The organism is Aeromonas sp. R2-3 (assembly GCF_040908375.1).
Classification (GTDB): Bacteria; Pseudomonadota; Gammaproteobacteria; order Enterobacterales; family Aeromonadaceae; genus Aeromonas; species Aeromonas veronii.
Window position 1 is genome coordinate 567,784 of sequence record NZ_JBFODP010000032.1, and the last position, 12,158, is coordinate 579,941.

The window sequence follows — 12,158 nt, forward strand, 5'->3', positions numbered from 1 at the left end:
GGGTATGGAACCGCAATCCGGTTGATTGCAGCTCTCTGGCGCCAGGCCAGCAGCGTCCTTGGCGTCCTATTCCGGGTTGGCCACCGGGTAGATGACCTGATCCTTGTATCCCGTGGTTATTCGCAGATAACCACGCAACGCCCGGTTTAATTGCGGATCATCGGTATCCACCAGCAGCGGCCTGCCCGCAAGGGCGGCAAGCTTGGCTTTGGTTGCCAGCACCTGGATATTCTCCAGCCCGACACACCGAATCACCTCAGGACTCAATTGCTGATTTCCGCGCCCGAACAGATGTCCCTGTCCGCCGATCAGGGTAATGATCAGTCGGCAGCGACGGCCGCGGATCCGGGTCAGGATCTCGGCGGCGCTGAGATCCTGCCCGATAAGTCGGCCATTTTCCACCAGATCCACACCGAGCAAAGTATTTTCCAGACCGAGCTCAGCCATACAGGCTGCTACCGTGCTGCCGGAGCCCATCAGATAGAGGGTATCGGGCTCCATCTGCTCCACCACACCGGCGGCGAGATCCGCCAGCACCAGCTCTTCGGACTCCTTGCCCCCCTGTTTTACCGCCTGTACGTAACGCAGATCGCCGGGCACCTTCAGCTGGCCGTAGTGGCGGGCCCGCACCTTGCCCGCGCGAAACGCCTCCTCGTCGATGTCGCGCACCTCGGCATCGATCAGGCTGAGCAATTCCCCTGCGATCATCCGCGCCACCACCCGCCCGCTGGCGGCGGGGGTCACCCCGTAGACGCCGGAGTGGATCTTGCACCCCGCGGGAATGCCGAGCACATGGCAAGACACCCCCACCGCGGCGCAGATATCCCGCGCCGTGCCATCGCCACCGGCAAACAGCAGCAGATCGACCCCGCCTTCGCGCATCAACTCGGCGGCGTGGCGGGTATCATCGGCCGAGGTGCTCTCCCCGACCGGTTGATAGATGACCCGACAGGGCAACCCCAGCTCGCGGGCCACCGCCTCCCCCATCTCTCCCGCTACCGTCAGCAGTTCGAACGGGACGCTCAGCTCGCACAGTGGCAACAAGGCTTGCCGCGCCCGCTCCTGCGCTTTGGGCACGGCACCACGAGCAAGCGCCTCATCCACCACGCCGTCACTGCCCTTGAGCCCCACTGCACCGCCAATCCCGGCGACCGGATTAATAATGAACCCTAATCGAAACATGCCTGCCTCCCTTGCGATGGCCACCATTTTTATCTTTTCCCCCCTCTGGGACAAGCAGTGGCGCCCCTGCTAGAATGCGCTGCTTCAATTTTCCAACCAATTTTCAACCAAGGTTCAATCATGCTGGAATGGGTTCTTGATCCCTCTGCCTGGGTCGCACTCGCCACCCTTACCCTGCTCGAAATCGTGCTGGGCATCGACAACATCATCTTTATCTCCATCCTGGTGGGTCGCCTGCCGGAGGCGCAGCGTCAAAAAGCGCGCATTCTGGGTCTGGGGCTCGCCATGGGTACCCGGATCCTGCTGCTGCTATCGCTGGCCTGGGTGATGCGCCTCACCGATCCGCTCTTCACCGTGCTGGGTGAAGCCATCTCCGGCCGCGACCTGATCCTGCTGCTGGGGGGCCTGTTCCTCATCGGCAAGAGTGCCCACGAGATCCACGTCACCCTGGAAGGGGCGGCCGAGCCGGAAAGCGTCAGCAAAGCAGCCTCGGGCTTTATCAGCACCCTGATCCAGATCGCCATCCTCGATATCGTGTTCAGCCTCGACTCGGTGATCACCGCGGTCGGCATGGCCGATCACGTGCCGGTGATGGTGCTGGCCATCATGATCGCCGTCTTCATCATGATGTTTGCCGCCAAATCCATCGGTGATTTCGTCGACAGCCATCCCACCATCAAGATGCTGGCCCTCTCCTTCCTCACCCTGGTGGGTTTCGCCCTGATGGCGGAGGGGATGGACCTGCATATTCCGAAGGGCTACATCTACTTCGCCATGGCCTTCTCGCTGGTGGTGGAGATGATCAACATCCGCCTGCGCAGCCATCACGACAATAACGGGCAAAATAGCGCGCAGTAACCCTGCCCCACATGCCCTCGCGACCCCAGCTGTCGCGATCAAAAAGAGCGCCGGTCGGGCGCTCTTTTTTTATGGGTAACGAAACGATGAAAGGGTTATTGATCGCTGATGACGATGGCAACCCGGCGGTTGGCGGCCCGGCCCTCTCTGGTCTTGTTATCTGCCAGCGGCATAGTCTCGCCACGGCCATGGATCTCCAGATTGGCTGGCTTCATGCCGACCGAGACCAGCACATCGGCTACCGACTGGGCCCGCTTCAGGGAGAGCTGCTGGTTGTAGCTGCTCTCGCCGGTATTGTCGGTGTGGCCATCCACCCGCGCCTTGTCCAACCCTACGCCAAGCAGTGTTTTACCCAGTTTTTCAACGGATTGGCGAGTCTGGGGATTGAGCGCCCCCACGTTGTTGGCAAACAGCACCCGGTTGGCCAGATCCAGCGTCCACCCCTCATCGGTCAGATAAAAGCCCTGCTCCTTGAGCACGGCGATTTGCTCCGGGGTCAACCCCTTGGGGGCACTCTGGCAACCGGCCAGCAGTGACAACATCAACCCCAGCAGGGTCACTTTCAACAGGTGGGTGATCTTCATGGTTTGCTCCTTTTTTATGTTGTTATTCTTGCCAGTCAGGCGATGGTTCGCTGCGGCGCGCCCGTTTCGCCAGATACATGGCTGCATCGGCCTGATCACACAGCACGCTGGCACTCATGCCCGCCTGATAGACGGCGAAGCCGACACTCACCCCGGCCACCAGCTGACGACCGTCACGCAGCGCCACCGGTTCGCTCATCGCCTGCTGGATGCGGCCAATCACCTCTTCCACCTCATGCTGTCGCTGGAGTGGGCCAACCAGCACCGCAAACTCGTCACCACCGAGGCGAAACACCAGATCATCCGGACGCAGCTGATGCTGCACCCGTCTTGAGAGCGCGATCAGCACATCGTCACCGGCGTTGTGCCCCAGCGTGTCATTAATTTGCTTGAAACGATCACAGTCGAGATAGAGCAGCGCAAATCCCTCTTGCTCGCCGAGGGAGATGGCCTGCGCGAGCCGCGCTTCAAACAGGGCGCGATTGGGCAGTCCGGTGAGGGCATCGTGAGTCGCCTGATGGAGCAGGCTGGCATTTTCGCGGGCCTGCTGGGCCTGCCAGGCTTGCAGCTCGTCCAGCAGGGAGTTGAAGTCATCCCCCAGCTCGTTAATCTCGACGATATCGGCCGGTGGCGCCCGCATCCCCAGGGTGCGTTGTCGGCGTACCGAGTGGGCGACAAGTGCTAGTTTGCGCAGCGGTGCGGTGATGGAGACCTGCATCCGGTCAGCCACATAGAGAGCCACCATGGCGCTCAGCATCAGGCAAACCACCATCGCCAGCAGCGCCGAGAGCAAAAACAGCAACAGGTATTCACCGTGGCCGCGCAGCTCGATGGTGGCGATCTGCTCACCCCCCCGCAGCATGGGGAGCTTGACAGGCCCCGGCATCAGCAGTTGGGCCAGATAGTCTTCGAGCGTCACCAGCGGGTTGCTTCTGGGACGCTCCCAACTGGCGAGCAGCTGGCCATTGGTCAGCACGATAGTGGCTTGGGCCACCTCTTCCTTGGCAACGATGCCGCTAAGTGCCTCGCTCGCCGCCTCCTCATCGTGGAACACCACCGCCGCCTCGGCGCTGTAGCTGATGGCGCGGGCTACCAGCTCCAGATTGTGGTCGGCGTAAAAACGCACTACCAGCAGGGCCACCAGTGTAAAAAAGAGTCCCGCCACGCTGACGGCTGTGATGGCGGCCACCAGATGGGTTCGCCCCAGGCTCTGACGCAGCGTCAGACGGCGGGGAGCCGCGCTCACCTGTCGTCTCATGGAACCCCCTTGTCGGCATGGGCCAGCTTGAGCACGGCGGGATGCACCCGCACGCCGCTCAGGGCCAGGGCATCGAGGTTCACTTTAAACCGCACCCGCACGCTGTCCGGCGAGGTCTGCAGGCAGAACACCGAGCTGGTGGAACAGTCGTGGTTGTATTCGCTGATGCTGAGCACTGGGTGTCCCTGCAGGCGGGCAAACAGCGCAATCCGGGTCGGCTCGTCGAGCACTCCCAGATAGAGCACATCGCAGTGATCGCTGATGGCCGGATCGCTCGCCTCGTAACGATGGACCTGCACGGTACGGCCATTGGCTTGACGATCGATGGTAAAGAGGGCGCCGGCATATTCGGTCGGCGCCGCCACGCACATACGCAGCACCGCAGGCTCGGTGGGCCAGCGGGTGTAGCTCAGCAGATCGAGCACTAATTCCCTGACCGCCGTTGCCCGGCTCTCGGCTGCGGTTTCCGACTGCACTGTTTCCAGCCGTACTGTTTCCGCCAACCCGCCACGGGGCAGCAGCAGCCCGAGTGCTACCAGCACGGGCACCAGACAAGCAATGATACGGGGGCAATAGCGTAACAACATGATCAGAAACTGGCCGCCTTAACAACACCGCTGCAACTGCACTGCGGCTCGGATATATAGACGCTGATAGTAAGTTGGCGAGTGATGGCCTGACAAGGCTCCCTCTGTTGTCATTACTCACCGCCGTATAAATAAACCAAAGAGCCCGTCTGGCGACGGGCTCTTTGGTGGCGGGCATCAAGGCGCAGATCACTTCTTGCTGATACCGTATTCTCGCAGTTTATTGGCGATAGCAGTGTGCGACACACCCAGGCGTTTGGCCAGCTGGCGCGTCGACGGGAAGGCGGGATAGAGCCGGGCCAGCAGCTGGCTCTCGAAGCGCTTCACCGCATCGTCGAGATTCCCCTCAAACCACTCGTCGATCAGCGGCATGGTATCGGCCGCCACCGGCAGGTCGATCTGCTCGGGCCCCAGTTCATCCCCTTCCAGCAGGGTCATGGCACGGTAGAGACAGTTGCGCAGCTGACGCACGTTGCCCGGCCAGCGATAGGCGGTCAGGTAGTCGGCCATGTTGCGGGTAAAGCGCGGACGGGGTCGCTGCAACTCGCTGGCAAAGCGGGAGACAAACTGCTGGGCCAGCACCATGATGTCCGCCTTGCGCTCGCGCAGGGGGGGCAGCGCCAGACTGAGCACGTTGAGACGGTAGTAGAGATCCTCGCGGAAGGTTCCTTCGTGCACCAGATCCAGCAACTGCTTCTGGGTGGTGCAGATGAAACGCACGTTGACCTTCACCTCCTGCTCGTCACCGACCCGGCGGAACACCCCATCCTGCAATACCCGCAGGAACTTGGTCTGCAGATGGGGAGACATGTCGCCGATCTCGTCCAGCATCAGGGTGCCGCCGCTCGCCAGCTCCAGCACGCCGCGCTTGCCCTCGGTGTTGTTGCCAAAGGCGCCGGGGGCATAACCAAACAGCTCGCTCTCGGCCACGTTATCGGGCATGGCGGCGCAGTTGAGGGCCATAAAGGGGTGGCTGGAGCGCAGGCTGGCCCCGTGACAGGCACGGGCCAGCAGCTCCTTGCCGGTACCGGTCTCACCGACAATCAACAGCGGCGCGTCCTGCATCGCCAGTTTGCGCGCTTGCGACAGCACCTCTTTCATCTTGGGGCTCTCGGCCTGCAGATGCTCGAAGCCCCCCACTTCCACCGCATGAAGCGCGCTGAAGTGCAGGCCGACCCGACGGGCAGATTTGAGCACCACCACGGCCCCGGCCAGCGCCTGCTTGCCGCGGGCTTCTGCCACGAACAGCGGCATCAGATCTGCCAGATACTCTTCGCCATTGAAACTGAGCTTGCAGGTCTGCGGCTTGATCTCGCTCGCCTCCAGCCAGCGGGTGAAGGAGAACCCCTTGACCAGCGAACCGAGCGCCACGCCGCGCACCTCCTCCACCGGCAAACCGAGGGTGGTGAGGGCCGACTGGTTGGCCTGGGTCACCTTGCCCTTGCTGTCGAGGGAGAAGACCAGATCCGGCAGCGCCTTGAGCAGCGCCTCGATCTCGTGGTGCTCTCGCTCGGAAGGCATGTAGGGGATGGTCTTGACGTCGTAGACGCCGGGAATGCGGCGGATCTCCGGCATCAAATGCTGAAAATCACTGAACTCCAGCTCGGGAAAGTTGAGATAGATGATGCCTGAGGTATCGATTTCGATGCCGCGCAGATCGATATTGTGCTCCACCAAGCGGTCGAGCAGTTCCCGGGTCAGGCCCAGGCGGTCTTCACAGCTGACTTCAAGACGCATTCGGGACACACTTCCTAGCTAACTCTATGAATGAGCGGATAATACAGTCTCGATCCCCCCAGTGCGAGCGCCAGCCCATAAAAATGCGGGCCCGCCCCGCTTTCGCAGGCAGGCCCGGGTCAACCGATGACGCTGGTGTGGGGGGCGATTACCGGAGCAACTGATCGGTGCGCGCAGCCATGATGAAGTCGTTGCGATGCAAACCGCCGATCTTATGCATCCACCAGCTGACGGTCACCTTCCCCCATTCGGTCAGAAATGCAGGAAGGGGGATACTCCGCCTCAACCTGTTCTCAGATTATCTGGGCAATTGGTCTGTACGCGCAGCCATGATGAAGTCGTTGCGGTGTAATCCGCCGATCTTGTGGGTCCACCAGCTGACGGTCACCTTGCCCCACTCGGTCAGGATGGCCGGATGATGGAACTCCGCTTCCGCCAGCTCCCCCAGGCGGTTGGTAAAGGCCAGCGCCTCCTTGAAGTTGCGAAACCTAAATTCCCGCCGCAGTTGCAGCGCCCCCTCCTCCACCAGCGGCTGCCAGTCGGGAATAAGCTGCATCAGCTCGCGCAGCTCCTCATCGCTCACCTTGGGGGCATCGGCGCGACACGCTTCACACTGCTGGCTGGCCAGTTTGGACATGGGTTACTCCTGCTTGAATTAATGAAAATGAAATAGGGTTGTTTGCTTTTGGTCAGCTCGCCTGTTTGCCAGCGGGAACCTCAAAGCGCGGCGGATAGAGACCAAGCCGACTGGCCTCGGCCAGAGCAGCCATGATCTCATCCCCGGTCAGCTGGTAGAGATGATCGAGACTCGGCAGCACAAAATAGGTGGGCTGCATGATGTCGATGCGATACGGGGTGCGCAGCACAGTCAGTAGATCGAAGGGTTGCAGCAGCGGCTGGCCGGAGAGGGCATAGGCGGTCTCGCCGATGGAGGAGAGAATGCCGCCACCGTAGATACGCAGCCCGTCGGGCGTTGCCAAGAGGCCAAACTCCACGGTGAACCAGTAGAGCCGCGCCAGAAAAACCCGCTGCTCCTTGCTCGCCTGCTGCCCCAACTGACCGTAGAGGTGGGTGAAGTGGGCAAAGGCCGGATTGGTCAGCATGGCGCAGTGGCCAAAGATCTCGTGAAAGATATCGGGCTCTTGCAGGTAGTCGAGCTCGTCCCGGCGCCGGATAAAGGTGGCTACCGGAAACTGGCGATTGGCCAGAAGGGCGAAGAAGCGATCGAACGAGATAAGCGCAGGCACCGCCGCCACCGACCAGCCGGTCGCAGGCTGCAAGACGGCGTTGATCTCGGCCTGCTGGGGGATGCGATCACGGGGCAGCCCCAGCCTGTCGAGACCGGCCAGATACTCGTTACACCCCTTGCCATCGAGAGCGGCTAACTGACGTTCGATCAGGATCTGCCAGGTGCCATGCTCCTCGTTGCTGTAGTGGATCACCCCGTCAGCATCCGGCTGGTGGGCGGTGTAGAAGGTTGCCATAGCGGTTCCATCCTCTGGCGCCACATCAGGCGCCTTGCCGTTTCATCACGGCTTCAATGTAACGAAATGGCAACAAAAAAAGCAGCCGACCCATGAGTCGGCTGCCTGAAACAGTTGTAAATAAATTGTGACAACCCGCTAACCAATCCCCACTACAGCTTGACCATGATATGGCGCGGCACCGTGTAATCCTCCAGCGCATAGAGGGAGAGATCCTTGCCGTAGCCTGACATCTTCATGCCGCCGTGGGGCATCTCGGAGGTGAGCATGAAGTGGGTGTTGATCCAGGTGCAGCCATATTGCAGGTGGCTGGCCACCTTGCTGGCGAGGCTCAAATCCCGGGTCCAGACCGACGAGGCGAGACCATAGTCCGAGTCGTTGGCCCACTGCACCACCTGCTCGGCATCGTTGAAACGGGTCACCGACACCACGGGGCCGAACACCTCACGGCGCACGATCTCATCCTCCTGCCGAGCCCCGACAATCAGGGTCGGCTCGAAGAAGAAGCCGTTGCCTGGACGGATCTTGCCCCCCGCCGTCACCTCCACATGACCGCTGCTCTGGGCCCGCTCGACAAAACTGGCGACCCGGTTGCGCTGTCTGTCCGAGATGAGCGGCCCCATCTCGACCCCCTCCTCGTACTGGCTTCCCACCTTGATGGAGGCCACCGCATCGGTCATGGCGGCGACAAACTTGTCGTAGATCTTGCCCTGGGCATAGATACGGCAGGCAGCGGTGCAATCTTGCCCTGCATTGTAGAAACCGAAGGTGCGAATGCCCGCCACCACCGCCTCCAGATCCGCATCGTCGAAGATGATCACCGGCGCCTTGCCGCCCAGCTCAAGGTGGGTGCGCTTCATGGTGCGGGCGGCGCTCTGCAGGATCTTCTGGCCGGTGGCGATATCGCCGGTGAGCGATACCATCCGCACCAGCGGGTGCTCCACCAGCGGCGCCCCCACGCTTTCCCCCCGGCCGCAGATGACGTTGATAACGCCGCGCGGGAAGATCTCGCTGGCCAGCTCGGCAAGGCGCAAGGCGGTGAGCGGGGTCTGCTCGGAAGGTTTGAGCACCACCGTATTGCCCGCCGCCAGCACCGGCGCCATCTTCCAGGCCGCCATCATCAGCGGGTAGTTCCAGGGGGCGATACTGCCCACAACACCTATGGGATCGCGCCGGATCATGCTGGTGTGCCCCTCGAGATACTCCCCCGCCAGCGGCCCTTGCAGGCAGCGGGCCGCCCCGGCAAAGAAGCGGAAGCAGTCCACCACTGCGGGCAGCTCGTCGTTGAGCACTGCCAGATAGGGTTTGCCGCAGTTGAGGGATTCGAGCGCCGCGAACTCCTCGGCGTGGCGTTCGATGAGCTCCGCCAGACGCAGCAGCAGGTTGCTGCGCTGGGCAGGGGTAGTACGGCTCCACTGGGCGAAGGCGCGCTGGGCACCGTTCACCGCCCGGTTCACCTGTTCGAACGAGGCTTCGGGCACGGCGGCGATCTGTTCGCCGTTGGCCGGGTTGAGAATGGGTTCGGCCTGCCCCTCGCCGGTCACAAACTGGCCATCAATCAAGAGTTGGGTTGAGAGTTTCATGGTTGCATCCTTGCGCACGCGTTGAGTCATCATTTGCCACTGCCAGCGACATCATGGGTGTCGCGAGTGAGGTAGTAGGCAAGCAAAATGGGGATAGTGGTGAAGGCCACTATGATGAGGGCCACCACGTTGGTGACCGGCCTGTCTCGGGGGCGGATCAGCTCCTGATACATCCAGATGGGCAGGGTGGTCTGCTGGCCCGCCGTGAAGGTAGTGACAATCACTTCGTCAAAGCTCAGGGCAAAGGCCAGCATGCCCCCCGCCAGCAGCGCCGTGGCCAGATTGGGCAGGATCACGTAGCGCAGGGTCTGGAAGCCGTCGGCCCCGAGATCCATCGACGCCTCGATGAGGCTCTGGTTGGTGCGGCGAAAACGGGCCAGCGCATTGTTGTAGACCACCACCACACAGAAGGTGGCGTGGCCGATAACGATGGTCCAAAAGCTGAACGGGATCTCCATCAAGCCGTAGGCCGAGCGCAGCGCGATACCGGTGACGATACCGGGCAGCGCGATGGGCAACACCAGCAAGAGCGACACCACCTCCTGACCGAAGAAGCGGCTGCGGGCAATGGCCCCTGCCGCCAAGGTGCCGAGGATCATGGCCGCCAGCGTCGCCAGCCCCGCTACCTCCAGCGACAACTGGATAGCACGCCACACATCGGGGCGATTGAGGGTCACCTCGAACCACTTGAGGGTGAGCCCGGGAGGCGGAAACTGGTAACTCTTGCTCTCGCTGGTGAAGGCGTAGAGGAAGATAAAGAGAATGGGAAAGTGCAGGAACAGAAGGCCACCGATGGCGGCGTACTTGAGCAGGCCCGAAGGGCGCTCTCCCTGACTGCTCACTGAGCTAGCTGACATGACGGCCTCCTTGCTGCCGGTTCAAAGCGATAGGGTCAAAGCGCATCAAAGGCTCCTAACCGTTTCGCAATCGCCAGATAGATGGCGATGATAAGGATCGGCACCAGCGAGAAGGCGGCGGCAAAGGGCAGATTGCCCGCCGTTCCCTGCTGCATGTAGACCACCTGACCGATATACATGGTCGAGTTGCCGATGATGCCGGGGATGATGTAATCACCGAGGGTCAGCGAGAAGGTGAAAATGGAGCCCGCCACCACACCGGGCAACGCCAGCGGCAGGATCAGGTTGCGAAAGGTCTGGGCGGGTGTCGCCCCCAGATCGCTGCTCGCCTCCAAGAGGGATCGCGGTATACGCTCCACCGCCGCCTGAATGGGCAGGATCATGAAGGGCAGCCAGACATAGACGAACACGATAAAGGTGCCAAGCCGCGAGAAGGAGAGCGACGGGCCACCTATCACCGGCAGCGAGAGGATGGCATCGAGCAGCCACTCCAGCCCCATGCTGTCGGCCAGCCAGCTCACTACCCCCTCCTTGGCCAAGATCAGCTTCCAGGCGTAGACCCGCACCAGATAGCTGGACCAGAGCGGCAGCATGATCCCCACATAGAACAGCGCCCGGGTCTTGCCACTGGTGTAGCGTGCCATGTAGTAGGCAACCGGAAAACCGAGCAGGGCGCAGGCCAGGGTCACCAGCAGCGACATGCCGACGGTGCGGCCGATCACATCCAGATTCTCCGGTCGCAGCAGGGCGACGAAGTTTTGCAGCCCCAGCTCGTGGCGCACCTGACCGCTGAACTCGTCCAGCCCGAACAGGGAGTTGGAGAGCAATATCAGCAAGGAGCCGACATAGATGATGCCGAGCCACAGCAGCGGCGGCCCCAGCAGGATCGCCAGCAGCAGGCCGGGCCGACCATAGAGCAGGGTCGAGAGGCGCCGCAGCGGCCTGAAACGGGCAGGTTCGGGCTGATGGTTCATGGCAAGACTCGCACTGTGAGGGGCACTCATGGCTGCGCCCCCTGATGGGCGCCGCTCAGGCGATGGATGGCCTGCTCCGGCCAGCTGAGGCTGACCCTGCTGCCACGGGCCAGACGGGCCTGCCCCTCATTGGGGTGATTGACGATGATCTCGAGCTGCTCCCCGAGATCAACCCGATAACGGACGAAGGGGCCCAGATACTCCACCTCGCGGATCTCCCCCGACCAGCCCGGCGCGCCCGCCTCAGCGAGCCGGATCCGCTCCGGGCGCACCATCATCTGGCTGCCGTCACCGCACAGCCGTCTGGCCTGCTCCCCTTCGAACAGATTGACGGTGCCAACGAAGCGGGCCACAAACGGCGTCGCCGGAGCGTCGTAGATAGTATCGGGCGCAGCAATCTGCTCGATCTTGCCCTGACTGAAGATGCAGATCCGGTCGCTCATGGAGAGCGCCTCCTGCTGATCGTGGGTGACGAAGATAAAGGTGATGCCCAGCTGGCGTTGCAGCGCCTTGAGCTCAAGCTGCATCTGCTCGCGCAACTTGAGATCGAGGGCCCCCAGCGGCTCATCCAGCAGCAGGATGCGTGGCTGGTTGATAAGCGCCCGGGCGATGGCGATGCGCTGGCGCTGGCCGCCGGAGAGCTGGCTTGGTCGGCGCTTGCCGACCCCCGGCAGTCGCACCAGCTCCAGCATCTCGTCCACCTTGCGGTAACGCTGTGCCTTGGCGACCCCCTTGAGCATCAGGCCATAGCCGATGTTGTCGCGCACATCCATGTTGGGAAACAGGGCATAGTCCTGAAACACTGTGTTGAGGTTGCGATCATAGGGCGGCACGGTGGAGCAGGGTTCGCCAAACAGGCGGATCTCCCCGTCGCTCGGGTACTCGAAGCCCGCGATCATCCGCAGGCAAGTGGTCTTGCCGGAACCGCTCGGCCCCAGCAGGGTAAAGAATTCCCCGGAGGGGATCTGGAAAGAGATGTCGTCGACCGCCTTCACCTCGCCATAGTGGCGACTGACCCGGTCAAATTGTACGGCGTTCATGGGGCGTCCTTGTC

General features: G+C 62.1%; 12 protein-coding genes and 1 pseudogene. 1 reads left to right on the top strand and 12 read right to left on the bottom strand.

Translation table 11 applies throughout. From position 1 onward, the window contains the following. Positions 1-66 precede the first annotated feature (66 nt). Entirely contained in the window at positions 67-1,182 is a 1,116-nt protein-coding gene (locus tag AB5Z02_RS20120) for an ATP-NAD kinase family protein (RefSeq protein ID WP_368216822.1), read from the bottom strand. A gap of 120 nt (positions 1,183-1,302) precedes the next feature. On the opposite strand from AB5Z02_RS20120, the gene AB5Z02_RS20125 reads away from it, so the two are divergent. Then, the gene (locus AB5Z02_RS20125) at positions 1,303-2,040 is read left to right on the top strand and encodes a TerC family protein (RefSeq protein WP_005333641.1); all 738 of its coding nucleotides are present in this window, start codon (positions 1,303-1,305) and stop codon (positions 2,038-2,040) included. Between the two features lie 95 nt (positions 2,041-2,135). Here the strand turns inward: AB5Z02_RS20125 and AB5Z02_RS20130 are convergent, their stop codons facing one another. The 11 genes and pseudogenes from AB5Z02_RS20130 to AB5Z02_RS20180 all read right to left on the bottom strand — a co-directional run bounded on the left by AB5Z02_RS20130 (position 2,136) and on the right by AB5Z02_RS20180 (position 12,144). After that, the gene (locus AB5Z02_RS20130; RefSeq protein ID WP_005333642.1) at positions 2,136-2,624 is read right to left on the bottom strand and encodes an OmpA family protein; all 489 of its coding nucleotides are present in this window, start codon (positions 2,622-2,624) and stop codon (positions 2,136-2,138) included. A 22-nt stretch (positions 2,625-2,646) separates the two neighbouring features. Then, complete coding sequence (locus AB5Z02_RS20135) at positions 2,647-3,882, bottom strand: diguanylate cyclase (protein ID WP_368216823.1); 1,236 nt, start codon at positions 3,880-3,882, stop codon at positions 2,647-2,649. After that, the gene (locus AB5Z02_RS20140; protein ID WP_368216825.1) at positions 3,879-4,469 is read right to left on the bottom strand and encodes a YfiR family protein; all 591 of its coding nucleotides are present in this window, start codon (positions 4,467-4,469) and stop codon (positions 3,879-3,881) included. Before AB5Z02_RS20140 ends, AB5Z02_RS20135 begins: the two co-directional genes overlap by 4 nt. 189 nt (positions 4,470-4,658) lie before the next feature. Further along, positions 4,659-6,206, bottom strand: coding sequence for a transcriptional regulator TyrR (tyrR, locus tag AB5Z02_RS20145; protein WP_005333656.1), 1,548 nt, complete (start codon positions 6,204-6,206; stop codon positions 4,659-4,661). Positions 6,207-6,354: 148 nt separating this feature from the next. Further along, a pseudogene (locus AB5Z02_RS20150) lies at positions 6,355-6,471 on the bottom strand (4a-hydroxytetrahydrobiopterin dehydratase); the annotation flags it as partial. A 33-nt stretch (positions 6,472-6,504) separates the two neighbouring features. Continuing rightward, entirely contained in the window at positions 6,505-6,843 is a 339-nt protein-coding gene (locus tag AB5Z02_RS20155; RefSeq protein ID WP_368216827.1) for a 4a-hydroxytetrahydrobiopterin dehydratase, read from the bottom strand. 52 nt (positions 6,844-6,895) lie between these two features. Continuing rightward, a complete protein-coding gene (gene phhA, locus AB5Z02_RS20160) occupies positions 6,896-7,690 on the bottom strand; it encodes a phenylalanine 4-monooxygenase (RefSeq protein ID WP_368216828.1) in 795 nt (264 codons plus the stop codon). 152 nt (positions 7,691-7,842) lie between these two features. Continuing rightward, positions 7,843-9,273, bottom strand: a complete 1,431-nt coding sequence (locus AB5Z02_RS20165; protein WP_368216830.1) for a gamma-aminobutyraldehyde dehydrogenase — start codon at positions 9,271-9,273, stop codon at positions 7,843-7,845. 29 nt (positions 9,274-9,302) lie between these two features. Next, the gene (locus tag AB5Z02_RS20170; RefSeq protein WP_227342658.1) at positions 9,303-10,130 is read right to left on the bottom strand and encodes an ABC transporter permease; all 828 of its coding nucleotides are present in this window, start codon (positions 10,128-10,130) and stop codon (positions 9,303-9,305) included. A gap of 35 nt (positions 10,131-10,165) precedes the next feature. Continuing rightward, complete coding sequence (locus AB5Z02_RS20175) at positions 10,166-11,134, bottom strand: ABC transporter permease (RefSeq protein ID WP_368216832.1); 969 nt, start codon at positions 11,132-11,134, stop codon at positions 10,166-10,168. Next, positions 11,131-12,144, bottom strand: coding sequence for an ABC transporter ATP-binding protein (locus tag AB5Z02_RS20180; protein WP_019444921.1), 1,014 nt, complete (start codon positions 12,142-12,144; stop codon positions 11,131-11,133). Before AB5Z02_RS20180 ends, AB5Z02_RS20175 begins: the two co-directional genes overlap by 4 nt. Positions 12,145-12,158 lie beyond the last annotated feature (14 nt).

Coding starts and splice junctions, on each gene's coding strand:
- AB5Z02_RS20140 (WP_368216825.1), bottom strand. CDS start 4,469: ATGTTGTTACGCTATTGCCCCCGTATCATTGCTTGTCTGGTGCCCGTG.
- AB5Z02_RS20165 (WP_368216830.1), bottom strand. CDS start 9,273: ATGAAACTCTCAACCCAACTCTTGATTGATGGCCAGTTTGTGACCGGC.
- AB5Z02_RS20120 (WP_368216822.1), bottom strand. CDS start 1,182: ATGTTTCGATTAGGGTTCATTATTAATCCGGTCGCCGGGATTGGCGGT.
- AB5Z02_RS20175 (WP_368216832.1), bottom strand. CDS start 11,134: ATGAGTGCCCCTCACAGTGCGAGTCTTGCCATGAACCATCAGCCCGAA.
- AB5Z02_RS20130 (WP_005333642.1), bottom strand. CDS start 2,624: ATGAAGATCACCCACCTGTTGAAAGTGACCCTGCTGGGGTTGATGTTG.
- AB5Z02_RS20135 (WP_368216823.1), bottom strand. CDS start 3,882: ATGAGACGACAGGTGAGCGCGGCTCCCCGCCGTCTGACGCTGCGTCAG.
- AB5Z02_RS20180 (WP_019444921.1), bottom strand. CDS start 12,144: ATGAACGCCGTACAATTTGACCGGGTCAGTCGCCACTATGGCGAGGTG.
- AB5Z02_RS20155 (WP_368216827.1), bottom strand. CDS start 6,843: ATGTCCAAACTGGCCAGCCAGCAGTGTGAAGCGTGTCGCGCCGATGCC.
- AB5Z02_RS20125 (WP_005333641.1), top strand. CDS start 1,303: ATGCTGGAATGGGTTCTTGATCCCTCTGCCTGGGTCGCACTCGCCACC.
- tyrR (WP_005333656.1), bottom strand. CDS start 6,206: ATGCGTCTTGAAGTCAGCTGTGAAGACCGCCTGGGCCTGACCCGGGAA.
- phhA (WP_368216828.1), bottom strand. CDS start 7,690: ATGGCAACCTTCTACACCGCCCACCAGCCGGATGCTGACGGGGTGATC.
- AB5Z02_RS20170 (WP_227342658.1), bottom strand. CDS start 10,130: ATGTCAGCTAGCTCAGTGAGCAGTCAGGGAGAGCGCCCTTCGGGCCTG.